Source organism: Halomonas denitrificans (assembly GCA_019800895.1).
Taxonomy (GTDB): domain Bacteria; phylum Pseudomonadota; class Gammaproteobacteria; order Xanthomonadales; family Wenzhouxiangellaceae.
In genome coordinates this window covers 447934-466664 of record JAHVKF010000003.1, presented here as the reverse complement: position 1 = coordinate 466664, position 18731 = coordinate 447934, and the positions used below count along the sequence as shown (strand labels likewise).

At 68.3% G+C, this 18731-nt stretch carries 15 protein-coding genes; 8 read left to right on the top strand and 7 right to left on the bottom strand.

Going from position 1 to position 18731, the window contains the following annotated elements; genetic code table 11:
• Positions 1 to 132 precede the first annotated feature (132 nt).
• From KUV67_10715 to KUV67_10700, 4 genes are read right to left on the bottom strand one after another with little or no spacing between them, the layout of a single operon-like run.
• On the bottom strand, positions 133 to 1206 hold the full coding sequence (locus tag KUV67_10715; protein ID MBY6205354.1) for an LptF/LptG family permease: 1074 nt from the start codon (positions 1204 to 1206) through the stop codon (positions 133 to 135).
• Positions 1203 to 2270, bottom strand: a complete 1068-nt coding sequence (locus tag KUV67_10710; GenBank protein ID MBY6205353.1) for an LptF/LptG family permease — start codon at positions 2268 to 2270, stop codon at positions 1203 to 1205. Before KUV67_10710 ends, KUV67_10715 begins: the two co-directional genes overlap by 4 nt.
• On the bottom strand, positions 2267 to 3067 hold the full coding sequence (locus tag KUV67_10705) for an NTP transferase domain-containing protein (GenBank protein MBY6205352.1): 801 nt from the start codon (positions 3065 to 3067) through the stop codon (positions 2267 to 2269). The genes KUV67_10710 and KUV67_10705 overlap by 4 nt, the downstream gene beginning before the upstream one ends.
• Positions 3064 to 4281 carry a hypothetical protein gene (locus KUV67_10700; protein ID MBY6205351.1) on the bottom strand — a complete coding sequence of 406 codons (1218 nt, stop codon included), beginning with the start codon at positions 4279 to 4281 and terminating at the stop codon, positions 3064 to 3066. Before KUV67_10700 ends, KUV67_10705 begins: the two co-directional genes overlap by 4 nt.
• 221 nt (positions 4282 to 4502) lie before the next feature.
• On the opposite strand from KUV67_10700, the gene KUV67_10695 reads away from it, so the two are divergent.
• The 8 genes from KUV67_10695 (at position 4503) to KUV67_10660 (ending at position 15413) form a co-directional block, all read left to right on the top strand.
• Entirely contained in the window at positions 4503 to 6293 is a 1791-nt protein-coding gene (locus KUV67_10695; protein ID MBY6205350.1) for a fatty acyl-AMP ligase, read from the top strand.
• A 3-nt stretch (positions 6294 to 6296) separates the two neighbouring features.
• A complete protein-coding gene (locus tag KUV67_10690; protein MBY6205349.1) occupies positions 6297 to 7313 on the top strand; it encodes an NAD-dependent epimerase/dehydratase family protein in 1017 nt (338 codons plus the stop codon).
• Positions 7310 to 7567, top strand: coding sequence for an acyl carrier protein (locus KUV67_10685; protein MBY6205348.1), 258 nt, complete (start codon positions 7310 to 7312; stop codon positions 7565 to 7567). The genes KUV67_10690 and KUV67_10685 overlap by 4 nt, the downstream gene beginning before the upstream one ends.
• Positions 7564 to 8763: an aminotransferase class I/II-fold pyridoxal phosphate-dependent enzyme gene (locus tag KUV67_10680; GenBank protein MBY6205347.1), complete on the top strand. Its 1200-nt coding sequence runs from the start codon at positions 7564 to 7566 to the stop codon at positions 8761 to 8763. The genes KUV67_10685 and KUV67_10680 overlap by 4 nt, the downstream gene beginning before the upstream one ends.
• Before the next feature lie 91 nt (positions 8764 to 8854).
• Complete coding sequence (locus KUV67_10675) at positions 8855 to 11257, top strand: prolyl oligopeptidase family serine peptidase (GenBank protein MBY6205346.1); 2403 nt, start codon at positions 8855 to 8857, stop codon at positions 11255 to 11257.
• On the top strand, positions 11254 to 13401 hold the full coding sequence (locus KUV67_10670) for a S9 family peptidase (protein MBY6205345.1): 2148 nt from the start codon (positions 11254 to 11256) through the stop codon (positions 13399 to 13401). Before KUV67_10675 ends, KUV67_10670 begins: the two co-directional genes overlap by 4 nt.
• A gap of 67 nt (positions 13402 to 13468) precedes the next feature.
• On the top strand, positions 13469 to 14179 hold the full coding sequence (locus tag KUV67_10665) for an SDR family NAD(P)-dependent oxidoreductase (GenBank protein ID MBY6205344.1): 711 nt from the start codon (positions 13469 to 13471) through the stop codon (positions 14177 to 14179).
• A gap of 199 nt (positions 14180 to 14378) precedes the next feature.
• Positions 14379 to 15413: a hypothetical protein gene (locus KUV67_10660; protein ID MBY6205343.1), complete on the top strand. Its 1035-nt coding sequence runs from the start codon at positions 14379 to 14381 to the stop codon at positions 15411 to 15413.
• Between the two features lie 54 nt (positions 15414 to 15467).
• Here KUV67_10660 and KUV67_10655 read toward each other — a convergent pair whose 3' ends face one another.
• The 3 genes from KUV67_10655 to yeiP all read right to left on the bottom strand — a co-directional run bounded on the left by KUV67_10655 (position 15468) and on the right by yeiP (position 18679).
• Positions 15468 to 16328 carry an ion transporter gene (locus KUV67_10655; protein ID MBY6205342.1) on the bottom strand — a complete coding sequence of 287 codons (861 nt, stop codon included), beginning with the start codon at positions 16326 to 16328 and terminating at the stop codon, positions 15468 to 15470.
• A complete protein-coding gene (locus tag KUV67_10650) occupies positions 16325 to 17503 on the bottom strand; it encodes a bifunctional chorismate mutase/prephenate dehydrogenase (protein ID MBY6205341.1) in 1179 nt (392 codons plus the stop codon). Before KUV67_10650 ends, KUV67_10655 begins: the two co-directional genes overlap by 4 nt.
• Positions 17504 to 18112: 609 nt before the next feature.
• Positions 18113 to 18679, bottom strand: a complete 567-nt coding sequence (gene yeiP, locus KUV67_10645) for an elongation factor P-like protein YeiP (protein MBY6205340.1) — start codon at positions 18677 to 18679, stop codon at positions 18113 to 18115.
• Positions 18680 to 18731: the final 52 nt, after the last annotated feature.

The following is an 18731-nucleotide window of genomic DNA, read 5'->3' as shown; positions in this document are numbered from 1 at the left end:
AGCCGGGGCGCGATCGTTCGCCCCGGTTCGCCCGCCGCTTGTCCCTCCTCGAGGCGACCACGAACCCGAGCGCCATACGACGACGCCCCGGCCGATCCGGGGCGTTTTCGTTCGAGCTCTCGATGAACCGCCTCAGCGGCTTCGCGCGAGAAGTACGGTCGCAACAGCCACCAGCAGCAACGGCGGGACCAGGACCACCGGCGCCGGCGGCAGGTCGGTGACCAGGGCAAAGAATCCGGCCATGCCGGCCAGCAGGTGGTATCCCAGCCCGATCCCGATCGCCGCAACCAGCTTGAGGCTGAAGCCGCGGCCCTTGCCGGGCGACGCCGCCAGCGCCGCGGCGATCAGCACCATGCCGATGCCGGCCAGCGGCAGCGTGATCCGCCGCCACAGCACCAGCTCGAACTCCGATGCATCCTGGGCGCGGTCCTTCAGGCTGGCCACATAGGTCCACAGGTCGGACAAGGGCAGGCTGGACGGTGGTTGCCGGAACAGCTCGAGCTGACGTGCGGTCAGGAACGACGACCAGCGGTAGGTGTCGTGCCGTTCGATGCGCGGTCGACCGACATCGTCGATGCGCTTGACCGTGACCTCCTCCAGGGTCCAGGTCTGCGGCGCCGGCACCGCGCGCTCGGCGCGGATCTGGCGCTCGAACGCGCCGTCCTCGTCGAACTCGTAGATCGCGATTTCGCCGGGAAGCTGCCCGGGATCGAACCGTCCCACGTTCATGAAGTCGACGTCCGAACGCACCCAGAGACCGTGCCACGGATGCCACAGGCTGCTTTCGCCGGGCGCGGCCGCCTGGCCCTGTTCGATGCGCTCGCCGGGCGGATAGAGCACCGGGGCCAGGAACTGCAGGGCGGCCAGCGCGGCCAGCGCGACCGCCAGCGCGGGAACCAGGGCCAACCGGGTCACGTGGAGCAGCGACGTTCCGGCGGCCCGCATCACCGTCAGTTCGCGCTGGGCCTGCAGGCCGGCGAGCACGCTCGCGGTCGCCAGCACCGTGACCACCGGCAGGAGGTCGATCAGCTGTACGGGCACGGCGGTCGTGGCCGACCACAGCGTGCCGAGCATGTTCGAGCGGCCGCCGGCCTCGCCCAGGGCGTCGAGCAGCGCGGTCAGCCAGACCAGGGCGCCGACGGCCAACGCCATGCCGCCGTAGCCGCGGACCAGTCGCGTCATCAGGTAGCGGTCGAGCACCTTCACAACGGCGCTCCGGGTCCACGCCAGTTGCGCCAGAGCCGCAGGCCGACGAAGACCAGGGTGCCCAGCGGCGCCCAGAACAGACCGGGCCAGATCGGCATGGTCGCGGCATCGACCCGATTGGCCAGCGTGCCGACCGCGGCAAAGTAGAGCGTGACCAGCACCGTGGCGAGAATCACCCGCGAGGTCTGTCCGTGCCGCGGATTGATCCGCGCAACCGCGAGCGCCAGTCCGGCGAGCACGACCACCGACAGCGGCATCAGCGTGCGCCACTGCAACTCGCCCCATTCCAGCGCCCCGCCGCCGGCCATGAGTTCCGTCAGGCCGAGCTCGCGCCGCTTGCGCGAGGGCTCGACCGGTTCGGGCGGATCGAACTGCACGACCAGGCGCTCGCTGCGGCCGACCAGGTCGGCGTCGCCGCCCTGCTGCAGCCGGTAGGAGCGGACGTCCCCGCTGAACTCCAGCGCGATCGAGCCGTCCGCCCCGTCGCGCTGCGCCAGCTGCTCGGCGCGCAGCAGGTTGCGATAGGTCGGCGTGCGTTGGTGGACCAGGACGTCGTAGAGCACCGACCCGTCCCGGGCCTCGGCGAAGATCATCCACTCCTCGTCGCCGATCTCGAACCGCCCCGGCTCGACCCGCGACAGGTCGACGCGGGCGACCAGCTCGCCTTCCATCCGGTACAGGGTCTCGTAGGCCCAGGGCCGGAACACGTGGGTGATCGCGGCAACGAGCAGCACGCCGAGCAGCGCGATGGCCAGCACCGCGCGAACGATCCTGGCGCGACCGACGCCCGAGGCGGCGATGGCGGTCATCTCGTAACCGCTCTGCAGGCGTCCCAACCCGGTGATGGTGCCGAGAAAGATCGCGGCCGGAATCAACACGTCGAAGAACAGACCGAGCTTCAGGGTCGCGAGCGTGACCACCGCGCCGATGGAAAGCCGATCGATGACCGCGTCGGCAAGGTAGCTGGAGAAGTAGTAGGCCAGCATTACCAGCAGCACGACCGAGAAGACGCCGAAGATCGGCCGCAGCAGCTGGGCGGCGACGTAGCGCTCGATGCGCTTCATCGCGACGCTCCGTCCGCCGCGGCCTGCTCGGCGAAGACCCGCTCGACCAGCGCAAGGTCATCGGGCGTGTCGACGTCCACGGCGGCTTCCGGCCAATCGACGAGCACCGGCGCGGCGGTCACGCCCAAGCGTTTCGACAGCGCCGCGAACGCGTCGTCCACGGTCAGGCGACGGCGCAGGTAGCGAATCAGATTGATCACGCCGAGACGCCGGATGATCCGCCAGGGTCGCTTGCGGTCGCGCTCGAAGGCCTGCCATTGGGCGATCAGCCGCCGCCCTGCCGCGGTGCGCACGAGAAACAGGTTGGTGCCGCAGACCCGCCGATCGGCGAAGCGGTAGCGCGTCCGGCGACCCTCTGGAAAACGCGCCTGGACGGCGTCGGCATCGGCCAGGCCGACCACGGCGTCGGCACCCGTGGCGGCCGCCTGGTCGATGAAGCGGCGGAGTCGATCGGCGGTCAGCAAAGGGTGGTCGCCGGTCAGGACCAGCACCGGACGACCGACATCGATATCGGCCATCGCGGCGGACACGCTGGCGGCCGGGCCGGCGGCGGGTTCGATTCGCCGGGTTTCGGGGCTGCCGGTCAGCGCGGCCCCGTAGGCAGCATGATCCGGCCGCACCAGGCGGATCGGCGGATCGGCGTCGAGGCCGCCTGCAGCATCGAGCACCCGAAGCAGCATGGCCCGGCCGGCTACCGGCACCAGCACCTTGCCCGGAACCCCCGCCGCCGCGGCGAGCGGGTCGCCGGGGCCCCGGTCGCCGGCCAGGACCACGATCGCAAGCGCGCCGGAACTCATCGCCCGGATCGGTCCGGCGCCGGGTCGCCGAGCGGATCGTTGGGCGAGTTGCCGGGCAGATCGGAGGTCGGCGATGCAATCTCGCGTTCGACGATCTCGTACCGCTTGGCGACGCGCATGCCCAGCGACTCGATCAGCGATCGCATGCCGCGGTTCTGCTCGAGAATCCACGACTGCTCCGCCCAGGCCACGCCGTCGGCCAGGAGGTGGTCCCGGGTGGCCGCCATCATGGCGTAGCTCAGCGCGGCACCGGTCACGCTCCGATGGTGCTGTGCGGCCACGCCCATCAGCGGTACCCGCACGCGCCGGTTCGACTTGCGCCAGACCCGCCACAGCAGCTTGATCGCGCCGACCGGAAACAGCCGGCCGCCGAGATCGCGGGTCAGCTCGTTGAGATCCGGCAGGGCCACCATGAAGGCCGCCGGGCGGTCGTCGAGCAGCGCGAGCTGGACATAGCCGGGGCGGATCAGCAGTTTCATGTCGTGGATCGCGTGCCGGAACTCGTTCTCGGTCATCGGCACGAAGCCCCAGTTGTCCGACCAGGCGTCGTTGAACAGGCCGCGCATGGTCTCGGCGTGCCGATCGAGTTCACCGCGGTCGATCGAGCGCAGGCGAACGCGGTCGCCGAGGCGCGCGAGAACGCGGCGCATGCCGCGCGGATCGTCGAAGGCCGGCGACCCCTGGTAGGCCAGCAGCGTCGCGGCGGTTTCGAAGCCGAGCTCGGCCAGGCGCGACCGGTAATACGGCGGCGCGTGGCCCATCAGCATCATCGGCGGGGAATCGAAACCGTCGACCAGGAGGCCGCACTGCTGGTTGATCGACAGGTCGAAGGGACCCTGCATGCGGCGACGGCCCGCTCGCCCCAGCCAATCGGCGGCGGCCCCGGTCAGCGCGGCGAACACGTCGAGGTCGTCTTCGGCTTCCAGCTGCCCGAACCAGCCGAGGTCCGCGCGGCCCTCGCTTTCGTTCAGGCGGTCGACCTGGGCGCTGATGCGTCCGACGGTCCTGCCGTCGCGCAGGGCGATCCAGGCGCAGCCGGACGCGTGCTCGAAGAACGGGTTGCGCGGCGCCCAGAGTTGACGCTGCTGGAGCTTCAGCGGTGGAATCCAGTTCGGATCGGCGGCGTAGAGGCGCTCGGGCAGCGCGTGGAAACGCAGCCAGTCCCGGCGCGTGCGCACCGGGCGCAGGTCGACCCCGCGGCATGCCGGCCTCATGGCCGACAACGCCCGACTGGCATAATCGGGCCGGAATATTGCAGAATTGCGATCATTAACACAATATGAAGCGCGCTCGGAATAGCGTGTTGCGAAGTTGCGCCCGGCCAGACGTGTTTCCATTGACACGCCAGCGTCTTATAATGGTCGATTAGATTTTGTTAAAAAACATCTCGCTGGCGATTCTACGCGAGAACGCAGAACAACAAGGGAACATCGGTTTGAGCCTGAAGCCAACCCCCACGCAGAATTCGCTGCCGTTGAAAACCTCCGGCTATCGGAGCCTCGCCGAAGCGCTGGACTACGCCGCCCAGGGGACCACGGGCTGCAATTTCCACAACGGCCGGGGCGAGCTGACGTCGGTCATGACCTACAGCGATCTTCGCGAGAGAGCGCGCTCCACCGCGCTGAAGCTCGCCGGTCTCGGTCTGCCGCGAGGCAGCCGCATCGCACTGGTCGCCGATACGCAGCCCGAGTTCCACGTCATGTTCTTCGCCTGCCAGTACGCCGGCCTCGTCCCGGTGCCGCTGCCGGCGGCGGTGCATCTCGGCGGAAAGACTGCATTCGTCAAGCACCTGCGCGCACTGCTGCAGGATTGCCGGGCGCGTGCTGCCTACGCCTCGTCCGATTTCGAACCGTTCCTGCGCGACGCGGTCGACGGGCTGGACCTGGCGGTCAGCGGCACGCTGGACGCCTTCGACGCGCTGGAGCCGGCGACGGAACTGCCCGAAGCGCCCGGTGCCGACGATCTGGCGTACCTCCAGTACACGTCCGGCAGCACGCGTTTCCCGCGCGGCACGATGATCACCCAGCGCGCGGTGCTGACCAACCTGGCCGGCATCCTGCAATACGGCGTCCAGATCCGGCGCGGCGACCGCTACATGTCGTGGCTGCCGTTCTACCACGACATGGGCCTCGTGGGCCTGATCCTGGGACCGGTGGTCTCGCAGCTCTCGGTCGACTATCTCGGCACCCGCGATTTCGCGATGCGCCCGCGCCTGTGGCTGGAACTGATGTCGCGGAACGCCGCGACGATTTCCTACGCACCGCCGTTCGGTTTCGCGCTGGTCGCTCGCCGCCTGCGCCCGGGCGACGTATCGCGCTACGACCTGTCGGCCTGGCGCGTGGCCGGCGTCGGCGCGGAGATGATCCGCTCGAACTGGCTGCATCGTTTCGCCGAAGCGCTGGCGGAGGCCCGCTTCTCCGAGTCGGCGTTCCTGCCCTGCTACGGCATGGCCGAATGTTCCCTGGCAGTCAGCTTCGCGCCGCTCGGCCAGGGGCTGGAAGTCGACCGGCTGGACGCGGACCTGCTGGCCCGCGAGCGTCGCGCCGAGCCGATCACGACCGACGACGAACTGCGGGTCACCGAATTCGTCAATTGCGGCCGGCCGCTGCCCGACTACGAGGTCGAGATCCGCGATGCCGACGGCAACCTGCTCCCCGAGCGTCACTGCGGGACGATTCACCTGCGAGGCCCGAGCGTGATGTCGGGCTACGCGAACAACGAGCAGGCGACCGCCGAAGCGCTGACCGGCGACGGTTGGCTCAACACCGGCGACGTCGGCTATCGCGCCGGCGATTCGCTCTACATCACCGGCCGCGCCAAGGATCTGTTGATCATCAACGGCCGGAACATCTGGCCGCAGGACCTGGAGTATCTCGCCGAACAGCAGCCGGAGGTCCGACCCGAAGACGCCTCGGCCTTCGCCATCGCCTCCGAAGACGGCAGCGAGGTCGCGGTCCTGGTCGTCCAGTGCCGTGAACAGGACCCGTTTCGCCAGGCCCGCCTGGTCGAGCGTCTCAAGCAGCAGATCCAGTCCGAGTTCGGCATCGCCTGCCTGATCGAGCTGGTTCCATTGCACACGCTGCCGCGCACGTCCTCCGGCAAGCTCTCGCGCAGCGGAACGCGGCTCGATTTCCTCAAGCGCAACGGCCTCGAAGACACGGAAGTCCTGCCGCGCGAACTGGTCGATCGAACGCCCCACACGCAGGCCCTGAACCAGGTCGATTGACCCGTGCCGGTCCTCGCGCTGACCGGCGTGACCGGCTTCATCGGACGGGCGCTGCTGGAGCGCCTTGTCGCCGATTCCCGGCCCCGCGATTCCGGGCCGGAATCGTCCGGACACGACCGCGACTCGTCCGACGCTACGCCGCATTCCTGCCCCGACCGGGCCGAACTCGAGGTTCGCGTGCTGGTTCGCGGGCGAGGACGGCTCTCCGGCGCGATGGCCGACCGTGTCACCCGGATCGACGGCGATCTCGACGATTCCGACGCCCTCACCGAGCTGGTCGAAGGTGCCGATGCGGTGGTCCACCTCGCCGGCGCGATCGCCGGCAGCCGCGCCGAGGACTTCGATCGCGTCAACGTCGAGGGCAGCCGTCGGCTGGTCGAAGCGATCCACGACCGCGCGCCCGGAGCGCACGCGATCCTGATCTCGTCGCTGGCCGCGGAGCATCCCGAACTGTCCTGGTACGCGGCATCCAAGGCCGGGGCGGAGCGGGTCTGGCAGGCCTTGCCGAGCGAGCGCCGGTCCATCCTGCGTCCGCCGGCAGTCTACGGTCCCGGTGATCCGGCCCTGGCCGACTTCTGGAAAGCGCTTGCGCGCGGATGGCTGATTCGCCTCGGTCCCCGCGATGCGCGCTTTTCTCTGGTTCATGTCGACGATGTGGTCGAGGCGATCGACCGTTTGGCCGGACACGGCCCGACCGGGACCGCGCTGACCCTGGCCGGGCCGGCACCCGACGGCGGCTGGCGCTGGGCGGACATCGCGGCCCTGGCCGCCGGGCTCCGCGGCGGGCCCGTGCGGACCGTGCCGGTCCCCGCGGCGGTCCTCGGCGCGGCCGGCGCCGCTGGGCTGGCCGTCCAGCGCCTGCGCGGGCGGCGTGCCCTGCTTTCGCCGGGCAAGGTCCGCGAATTGCGGCACATTGACTGGGTCTGCGATAATCTCGCGCTTTCCGCGCACCTCGACTGGACGCCCCAACGGGCCCTGGCCGACGCACTGCCCACGCTACCCGGATGGAATCACCCATGACCGACGCCGCCCCCAGGATCCGCAGCGCGATCGAAGACGCCGTATCCGCTTCCCTGCCCGAGCTCGAGGGCATCGATTTCGATGCCACCCTGACCGGAGACGTCGGACTCGACTCGGTCCAGGTCATGGACCTGGTCATGGAGATCGAGGACCGGCTGGATATTTCGATTCCGCTGGAGGCGCTGGCCGAAGCCCGCACGCTGAACGAGCTTGCGACGCGGATCCAGCCGCTGGTCGAGGAGCGGGACGAATGAGCCTGTTCGACAAGTTCAAGCCGCTGGCCGAAGCGCGCGCCGGTCTCGTCCGCGCCGGCGCCGGACCGAACGCGGTCCCGCCGGTCGCCACGCCGATCGAGGCGGTCCACTCGGCGACGGAGGGCACGATCGGCGGACGGCGGGTGATCCTCGCCGGCACCAACAACTACCTGGGCCTGACCATGGACCCGGACGTGGTCGAATCCGCCCGCGATGCGCTGAGCAGGCACGGAACGGGCACCACGGGGTCGCGCATGGCCAACGGCAGCTATTCCGATCACCAGGCGCTGGAACAGGAGCTTGCGGCGGCGTGGGGCTGGCCCTCGGCGATGGTGTTCTCCACCGGCTACCAGGCCAATCTCGGTGCGATCTCGGCCCTGGCCGGGAAAGACGACTTCCTGCTCCTCGACAGCGACTCGCACGCGAGCATCTACGACGGCGCAAAGCTCGGCAATGCACAGACCGTCATCTTCCGCCACAACGACCCGGCCAACCTCGATCGCCGGCTGGCGCGCCTCGGTGACGATGCGTCCCGCGCCCTGATCGTGGTCGAAGGTCTGTACTCGATGATGGGAGACCAGCCTCCGCTGGAGGAATTCATCGAGGTCAAGAAGCGACACGGCGCCTGGCTGCTGCTCGACGAAGCGCACTCCTTCGGGGTGTTCGGCGAACACGGCCTGGGTGTGGCCGAGGACCGCGGCCTGGTCGACGAAATCGATTTCGTCGTCGGTACGTTCTCCAAGAGCCTGGCCGGCATCGGCGGATTCTGCGTCAGCCGACACCGGGAGCTCGAACTGCTCCGGCTCGCAGCGCGCCCCTACATCTTCACGGCGTCGCCGTCGCCCGCGGTCATCGCGGCAACGCGCCAGGCTCTGCAGAAGGTCATCGACGGTCAGGCGCTGCGCGAGCGGCTGTGGGCAAACATCCACCAGCTCTACGCCGCGCTCGACAACCTCGGCTACCGGCTAGGCAGCGACCGGCCCGGGCCGGTCGCGGCGATCGTGCTGCCCGATCGGCAGGCCGCGCTGGCTCACTGGTACGGCCTGCTCGAAGCCGGCGTCTATGCCAACCTGATGATTCCGCCCGCGACGCCGAAGGGCACCAACCTGCTGCGCATCAGCCTGAGCGCGGCGCACAGCCCGGAGCAGATCGAGCACATCGTCGAGGCCTTCGGCGAACTGCGCCGCGCGGCCTGATCCGGGACTTCTGCGGGACGCAGCACGGCTTCACGCCGGTCCGGGTCTCGGTGCCGTTATCCTTGGGCGATCGACTCCGAGGAGATGTTGCGTGACCCATCCGATCACGAACCGCGTCGCGACCGCCGCGGCCGCACTGCTGCTCGCCGCCACGGCGAGCGCGGAAACCCCCGACCTGAAACAGATCATGGCCGACCCCGACTGGATCGGGCCGCCGGTCGAGGCCGCCTGGTGGCAGCTCGACGGGGAGCGCTACTTCGCACGCGTGAAGCGGCCCGATTCCCAGGTCCGCGACCTGCTCGCGGTTACCGTGCCCGAGGGCAGCGTCGAGCGGCTCGAAACCGCCGATCTCGCCGCCGTCGATGGGCCTCAGGTCGCCTACGATCGTGACCGCGATCGCGCGCTCTCCATCCGCGACGGCAACGTGTTCCTGCACGACCTGGCCGAAGCCTCGCGAACCCAGCTGACCGCCACCGGGGACGCCGGCGACGTGCGGTTCGGAGCCGAGGAAGATGCGGCGCTGGTCCGACTCGGCCGCGACTGGTACGGCATCGAACTCGCCACCGGCTTGCTGCGTCCGTTGGCCGACCTTCGGTTCGAGAACGAACCGGACGCCGATCCCGACGAAGGCAGCCTTCAGGCGCATCAGCTGGAGCTGTTCGAAACGCTGGACCGCGAGCGTCGGCAGCGGATCGAACAGCGCATGCACGATCTCGCCGTAGCCGATGCCGACGCATCGCGCGCACCGCAACCGTTCTACCTCGGCAAGGGAAAGGAGCCGCTGTTCTCGCAGCCGTCGGCGGACGGACGATGGATGCTCGTTGCCGTCCGCGAGGAAGGCGCCGACGACGGCCGGGACGACAAGATGCCGCGCTTCGTGACCGAATCGGGCTACGTGGAAATCGAGGACGTGCGCACGCTGGTCGGGCGCGATGCACCGACGCCGCAGCAGCTCTGGCTGCTCGACCTGGACCTGCGGGTCAAGCATGAACTGGATTTCAGTGCACTGGAAGGGATCGACGTCGATCCGCTGGCCGACCTGAAGGCCGAACAGGACGTCGAACCGTACGACGCCGACGACCCCCGTCCGCTCGTCGTCACCGGGGTCGAGTGGCACCCCACTCGCTCCGTCGCCGCAGTGCAGGTCGAAGCGATCGACAACAAGGACCGGTGGACCGTCCGCATCGTACCCGGCGACGACGAGGACGACGAACCCGGGGTGACGGAACTCCACCGTCTCACGGACCCGGCCTGGATCAACTGGTCGTTCAACGAGTTCGGCTGGGTTCCCGGCGGCGACACCCTGTGGCTGCTGTCCGAAGAGTCCGGCTACAGCCATCTCTACACGATCGACCGGCGCGGACGCCAGCGCGCGGTGACCGAGGGCGAGTTCGAGGTCTACGCGATCGGCTTCGCCGGTGACCCCGACACCGCCTGGGCCCTGAGCAACCGCGCCCATCCGACCGAGTACGACCTGTACTCGATCGAACTGCCCGGCGGCGACATGACCCAGCTGACCGAGCTCAAGGGCGTCGAGGACTACGCGCTGTCGCCGGCCGCAGACCGCATCCTGATTCGCCACTCCGGCAGCTACCTGCCGGCCCAGGCCGCCGTCGTTCCCGTCGACGGTGGCGAACCGTTCGCCGCGACCGACACCCGCACCGACGACTACAAGGCGATCGACTGGCAGGAACCACGCTTCGTTGCCGTGCCCTCCAGCCATGTCGACGGGCCGATCTGGTCCAAGTTCTACCCGGCACGCGGCGAGTTCGAGGGGCCGCGACCGGCCGTGCTGTTCGTCCACGGCGCCGGCTACACGCAGAACACGCACCACCGGTTCCCGTACTACTTCCGCGAGCAGATGTTCCACAACCTGTTGACCGCGCGCGGTTACCACGTGCTCGACATGGACTACCGGGCAAGCCGCGGCTATGGCCGCGACTGGCGCACCGCGATCTATCGCCGCATGGGCACGCCCGAACTGGAGGACCTGGTCGACGGAGTCGAGTGGCTCGTCGAGAACCACGACGTCGACCCGGATCGTGTCGGCGTCTACGGCGGATCCTACGGCGGTTTCATGACCTTCATGGCGATGTTCAATGCGCCCGAGGTGTTCGCCGCCGGCGCGGCACTGCGTCCGGTCACCGACTGGAAGCACTACAACCACCCCTACACCTCGAACATCCTGAACACGCCCGACGTCGACCCCGAAGCCTACGATCGCTCGTCGCCGATCGAATTCGTCGAAGGCCTCGAGGGCGACCTCCTGATCAGCCACGGCATGCTCGACGACAACGTGTTCTACAAGGATGCGATCCGGCTCGTCCAGCGCCTGATCGAGCTCGAGAAGGAGGACTGGGAACTCGCGTCCTACCCGCTCGAGCCCCATGGCTACGTCCACCCGGAGAGCTGGCTCGACCAGTACCGGCGCATCCTGAAGCTGTTCGAGGAATCGATCGGCGGCGAAAGCGCCGCCGCCGGAGACGGCGCGTGACCGCCGCTCGAACGCACACCGTGCAGCGCTTTGCCGCGCAGCTTTCCGCACGGATTGACACGCGAACCGTGGCATCGGTACTTCTCGCCGTCCTGGTGCCCGCCCTGCTGGCGGCCCCGGTGCAGGCCGGCGATTCGCTGACGGTCGACGACATCTTCGGCCTCGAGTACGCCGACGAACCGCGCCTGGCCCCGGACGGTGACCGCATCGTCTACGTGCGACGAACGATGGACGCGATGACCGATCGGAATCGCGGCCAGCTGTGGATCATCGATCGCGACGGCGATCGCCACCAGCCCCTGACCTCTGCCGACGGCCACGCATCGTCGCCGGCCTGGTCCCCGGACGGCAGCCGGATCGCGTTCATCGGCCACGACGGGTCCGGGTCCGGCCAGCTGCAGGTGCTGTGGCTGGACAGCGGCCGGCAGACCGCCCTGACCCGGGGCCCGTTGACCCCATCGAATCCGGTCTGGTCGCCGGACGGCGAGCGGATCGCGTTCAGCCGCTTCGTCGAAGCCGCACCGCCGCGCATCGTCGAACCACTTTCGCCGCCCGAAGGCGCCGACTGGGCGCCGCCGGCACGCGTCGTCGACCGCCCCGTGTTCCGGGCCGACGGCGCCGGCTTCCTGCCCCACGGCCAGACCCAGCGCTTCATCGTGCCGGCCGACGGCGGCCCGGTCCGGCAACTGACCGAAGGCCCCTATCCCCAGCCCGGCCCGGTCACCTGGTCGCGCGACGGCCGCGCGCTGGTGTTCGCGACCAACCGTCGACCGGATTTCGAGCTGGAACCGTCGGATACGGAACTGGTTCGCCTCGACCTCGACGACCTGGAGCTCACCACGCTGACCGACCGCTTCGGCCCGGACAATGCCCCCGCCTTCCAGCCGGGCGGCGAACGCCTGGCCTGGCTGGGCTACGACGACGAGCGGCTCGGCTACCACAACGTCGAGCTCTACGTCCTCGACGACGGCGCGCCGAGATCGCTGACCGCGGACCTGGACCGCTCGATCGACGCCTTCGCCTGGGACGACGACGGCGACGCGCTGTTCGTCAGCTACAGCGACCGAGGCAACGGCGTGATCGACCGGGTCACCCTGGACGGCGACCGGAGCCGAGTCGCCGAAAACCTCGGCGGCACCACCCTGGGCCGACCGTATGCCAGCGGCACGTTCGACGCCGGCGCCGACCGGGTCGTCTACACCCGGACCACCCCGGCTCACCCCGGCGACCTGGTGATCGCCCGGAGCGACCGGCGGATGCGCCGCTGGAACAGCGAGCGACTGACCCGCCTGAACGCCGAGCGGCTGGCGTACCGCGACCTGGCGGCGGTCGAAGAATTCACCTTTTCCTCCTCGGCCGACGGCCGGGAGATCCAGGGCTGGCTGGCGCTGCCTCCGGGCCACGACCCGGAGTCCGACGGCGCCCTGCCCTTGATTCTCGAGATTCACGGTGGACCGTTCGCCGACTACGGCGACCGCTTCTCGATGGAAGTCCAGCTGATGGCCGCCGCCGGCTACGCCGTGGCCTACATCAACCCGCGCGGATCGACCAGCTACGGTGCCGAGTTCGCCAACGAAATCCACCACGCCTATCCGGGCGAGGACTACGACGACCTGATGAGCGGCGTCGATGCGCTGATCGAGCGCGGCGTTGCCGATCCAGAGCGGCTGTTCGTCACCGGCGGCTCCGGCGGCGGCGTCCTGACCGCGTGGATCGTCGGCAGCACGGACCGGTTCCGGGCCGCGGTCGTGGCCAAGCCGGTGATCAACTGGACGAGCTTCGTGCTGACCGCAGACTACACGCCGTTCTTCCACCGCTACTGGTTCCCGGCTCCGCCCTGGGAAGCCCAGGACGAGTACTGGCGACGCTCTCCGCTGTCCAGGGTCGGCAACGTGACGACGCCGACCATGGTGCTCACCGGCGAGGCCGACTGGCGCACACCGATGTGGGAATCGGAACAGTTCTACCAGGCGCTGAAACTGCGCGGCATCGACTCGGTGCTGGTGCGTATCCCGGAAGCCCCGCACGGCATCGCGGCGCGGCCCAGCCAGATGGCCTCCAAGATCCGACACATCCTGGCCTGGTTCGAACGCTACGATACGGACTCGGAGCGTTCGCACGATCGCGCGTCGGAGGACGACTGATTCGTCCTCGCTGCGGTGATCGAATCGATCCGCCCACTCACTCAACACGGAGACCCCGGACCTCGCCATGAACGTACTGATCACCGGCAACTCGAGCGGCCTCGGCCTCGGACTCACGAAACGCCTGCTCGCGCAGGATGCGATCGTCTGGGGCATGAGCCGCTCCGGTTGCCCGATCCACGACGACGACGGCCTGCGAGACCGCAAGGTCGACCTGGGCAACCTCAACGCGATCGAAGAAGCCATGGACCGTCTGATGTCGGACTGCCTGCGGCTGGACCTGCTGGTTCTCAATGCCGGCATTCTCGGTCGCATCCAGGAGATGCACACGACCGACGTGCACGATCTCGAGCACCTGTACCGGGTCAATGTCTGGGCCAACAAGATGATCCTCGACTGGTTCATCGAGCGACGGATTCCGGTCGAACAGGTGATCGCGATCTCCTCCGGCGCCGGTCACAATCTCAGCCACGGCTGGGGCGGCTACGCGATGTCCAAGTCCAGCGTCAACGACCTGATTGCACTCTACGCCCACGAGATGCCGGACACGCACCTGACCGCGCTCGCGCCCGGCCTGGTCGACACGGGCATGCAGGACTACCTGTGCGAGGACGTCGATGCCGACGAGTTCCCGTCGGTGCAGAAGCTGAAGGATGCTCGCGGCACCGACGCCATGCCGTCGCCGGACGAATCGGCGGAGCAGATCCTGGGGCTGCTCGATACGCTGAAAAAAGGAGACAGCGGTCAGTTCGTCGACGTGCGCACGATGAACGACTGACCGGGCTTCGCAGGCGAGGCGGCCGACCGATCGACGGCCACATCGACGGACACGTCGCCGGACACACCGTCCGGCGCATCCCTCAGCGCATCCTTCAAGACGGCGGCCGCCTCGCTCCGACCCCACCGGGCATGTCGTATTTCGGCATCGATTTGCGTACTCTTGGGCGTACCGTTCTTTTTCGAGGGAGTGCCCGGCCATGATGGACTTCAAGATCGGCGAGATCATCTCGCTGCTGCTCAAGACGATGCCGTTCCTGATCTTCCGCTTCCTGATCTACTTCGGGATCACGCTGGCCTACGTGCTGATTACCGGCATCGGCGCCGGCGTGGGCTACGGAATCGGATCGATCGGCGGAAGCGCCGAAGGCGGCACCTTCTACGGCGGCCTGATCGGCTTCGGAATCGCCGGGGCCATCATGTATTTCATCCGCGAATACCTGCTCTACCTGGTAAAGGCCGGCCACATCGCGGTGCTGGTCGAACTGATGGAGGGCCGCAGCCTGCCCGGCGGCAAGGGCCAGATCGACTACGCGCAGGGCATCGTTCGCGAGCGCTTTGCCGAGTCCTCTGTGCTGTTCGGCGTCGACCAGCTGATCAAGGGCGTGCTCAAGGCCTTCAACCGGGCGTTCTTCACGATCGCCAACTTCATTCCGATCCCGGGCATCCAGGGCATCGCCAAGTTCATCAATACGATCGTCACCCTGTCGCTGACCTACCTAGACGAGGTCATCCTGGCCTACAACATCAAGACGAAGTCGGATAACCCCTGGGCCTCGTCGCGCACCGCGCTGGTGCTCTATGCCCAGAACTACAAGGCGTTCCTGAAGAACGCGTTCTGGCTGGCCTTCGTGATCTGGGGCATGACGTTCCTGGTCTTCCTGCTGATCCTCGCGCCCGTGGCCGGACTGGTCTCGCTGTTCCCGAACGTTGCCGGTCCGCTGGCGCTCATCATCGCGCTGGTCTTCGCCTGGGGCATCAAGCAGGCCGTGATCGAACCCCTGGGCATGACCGCGCTGATGCAGGTGTTCTTCAAGGTCACCGAAGGCCAGGAGCCGAACCCCGAGTGGGACGGCAAGCTGGAAAAGGTGTCGAAGAAGTTCTCCAAGATGAAGGAAAAGGCCGCCGAGTGGACGCCCAGCGACTCCGGGTCCGGCAATTCGGGGTCCGGCAATTCGGGCTCCGGTGGCTCGGGAGCGGGCAACGAGCCGCCGGCGAACCAGCCGGCCGGCTGAGACCGCCGGGATATCCAGTGACGGAGAACCGGGCGCCTCGCGCCCGGTTCGTTCTCAGTCGCCGCGCGGCTTCAGGTCGGGCTGACGCGTCGAGGCACCCGGCTCCGCTTCCGACGCCACCGGCCCTTCGAGCACCTCGAGCCGCTGGCGGATCCTGCGCAATTCATCGAGCAGTTCGCGCCGGGCCAACGCTTCCTCGTCGTCGTGGATCGAGTTGGTCGCGGTGACGATGATGGCGATGAACAGGTTCAATACCATGAAGCTCGAGACCAGGATGAACGGCACGAAGTAGATCCAGACCAGGGGCATTTCCTCGAGCATCGGCCGGGCGATGCCCGACGACCAGGACTCGAGCGTCATGATCTGGAACAGGGAGAAGAAGCTCTTGCCCAGGCTGCCCCAGTAATCGGGAAACGCGTCGCCGAACAGCATCGTGCCCATCACCGCGAAGACGTAGAACACCAGCACCAGCAGCGCGGCGGTCCAGCCCATGCCCGGCAGGGCGCGCATCAGCGACTCGATGATCATCTTCAGCCTCGGCACCTGGGACAGGAGCCGGAGCACGCGCAGGATGCGCAAGGCGCGGAGGATCTCCAGCGGCCCTGCGGCCGGCACCAGCGAGATGCCGACAACGAAGAAGTCGAACACGTTCCAGCCGGAGCGGAAGAAGCGATGGCCGAACGCCACGAGCTTGATCGCGATCTCGACCACGAACACCGCGAGGATGGCCTGGTTGATCGCCGTCAGCAGCCCGCCGTAGCGAGCCATTAGCGCGTCCGAGGTCTCCAGGCCGAGGATGACCGCGTTGACCAGGATCAGCGCGATGATGGCGTTGCGCGGCCCCGGCGATTCGATCCAGCGCCCGAGTCGGGCGCGCCAGCGCAGGCGAGAGAAGGTACCGGCGGCAGTGTTCATCGATCGTGATTCTCTTGCGGGTCGTGCCCGGGGTCGTCGGTCGAAGGGTGGGTGCGCCGGCGGCGCGCCTGCTGATGCCCTTCCACCCAGCCGCCGGCACGGAGCATGCGCTCGGAGAAGCTATCGGCGTCACCCCGCTCCACCGCTTCGATCAGGGCATCGACCGCGTTTCTCAAGTGTGCGAGCACGGCCGGCTGGTCCGGGTTGAGCTTCTGGATCTCGAAATACAGCGCCGGATTCTCGTGCGTGACGTCCCGCGCGATGGCCAGCTGACGGCCGAAGGTCGTCGATGCGATGTCGGCCAGCGCATCCGGTGCATGACCGGACCGTGCCACCGCGTCGGCGAACACCAGGTTCACCGCATGCGACAGGCCGAGCACCCAGGCCATCAGCTCGTCATGGGACTCCAGGGGCACCTCGATGCATTCGGCCATGGTGTCGGCGAACAGCTCGCGCGCCAGGTGCAGCGCCTCGGCGTTGCCGCAGTCCATGAACAGCACGTGCCGCCCGGCAAGCAGGCGCGTGTCCGGGCCGAACATCGGGTGGATCGACGCGACCCGCAGTCCGGCCTCGCGAGCCCGCTTGAGTTCGTCGACCAGGGGCCCCTTGACCGAAGCGATGTCGATCACCGTGGCCGCGCAGCGCGCGTCGGTCAGTTCACGCAGCAGGACCGCCGACGCCTGGATGGGCGCGGCCAGAACGATCAGCTCGAAATCGCCCGGTGCGCGCTCGAGTTCACGCACCGCGGTCCCGGACTCGGCGTCGACCGCTGGATCCACGACGACCACGCGCCAGCCCTGCTCGGCCAGCAGGCGCACCATCCAGTCCCCCATCCGGCCGAGTCCCCCGATCACGAGGGCAGTGCGCCCGCCGCCGCGCCCGGACGCCGACACGCGCTCGGCCTCCTGGCGCGTCAGCGAGGCCTCGATCAGGGCCGTCAGCAGCGTTTCCGCCAGGTCCGGATCCAGGCCCACGTCCAGCGCTCGAGCACGAACGCCGTCCAGCACCTGCCGCTCGCGCCGGAAATCGCGCAACGCACGCCCCGACGACTTCTTCAGCCGACCGATTTCCGAAACGATCCGCTGCCGCTCCGCCGCCCGCTCGACCAGTTCCCGATCGATCCGATCCAGCTCCGCCCGCAGCGAATCGATGTCGCTCTTCCGCTCGTCACTCATTTGTCAGTCCAGCCTGCTGCGAGTCGCCGAGTTCGATCGAGGGGTGATGATCGTTGGAGAACGTAACGGGCAGCCCGCTGCGGGTGGCCGCGGGAACGGAGGATCCGCCGTGTAGGTGCGCGGTACACGAGGAACCCGAGTACCGCAGGCCGCCGTGAAGCAACGCAGGGGTGATTTTCGGGGAGCGCCCCAGGATCGTAGTCCGGGGCAGGCTTTGCGAGCGGGTCGCTGCCGGCGACCGCCAGCGCGCAGGCACCGCAGAGCACTTGCGTGTGCATGAGGATGTCGAGCACTGCCGCCCACCAGATCGATCGAAGGGTGAGGATCGGTGGAGAGCGCAGCGAGCAGCCCGCTGCGGGTGGCCGCCCCCGGATCGGGGTCCGGGGCGGGCTCTGCGCAGCGACCGCAGTGCACTTTTGGGTGCATGAGGATCGCGCGCACCGCCAGCCACGGAGCTCTCTACGCTGAAAATCGCTTGAGAGCGTAGCGAGCGGCGCGCTGCGGGTGGCCGCGGGAACGGAGGATCCGCAGTGTACGTACGAGGTACAAGAGGAATCCGAGTACCCCCGGACGCCCGCAGCGCGTCGCGCAGTAGCTCTCCAGCGATTTTCACGAGCGGCCCATGAACTCGCCGGTCTCCGTATTCACTCGAATCGACTCCCCCGGCGTGATGTAGTCCGGCACCATCACTTCCAGCCCGCTTTCCGTGGTCGCCGGCTTCGCCGACCGGGTCGCCGTGGCGCCCTTCATGACCGGGGCGGTGTCGGCGACGGTCAGCTCGACCGACTGGGGCAGCGTCAGCGCGACGGGCGTGCCGTCGATGAGCAGCACGTAGATGCCGCCGAGGCCGTCGGTGAGGTAGCCGGCGGCATCGCCGACCGCGTCCTCGTCGAGCAGGTACTGGCTGAAGTCCTCGTCGTCCATGAAGACGAAGCCGTCGGCGTCGCGGTAGGAGAAGCTCGACTGGCGGCGGACCAGGTCGGCTTCCCGGGCGACGTCGTCGCCCTTCAGGGTCAGTTCCTGGCGATCGCCGCCGGGAATGGCTTCGAGCTTGAAGCGGTACAGCGTGCTGCCGCCGCGTGCGGTCGGCGCCGAGCGCGACACGTCGCGGACGGCCCAGACGCGGCCTTCGTGCTCGATGACGAAGCCGCGCTTGATTTCGTTGGCCTTGGGCATGAACTCGTTTCCTGGAGGGTTCGGGAAGCTGGCGATTATCGTCGAATTCGAG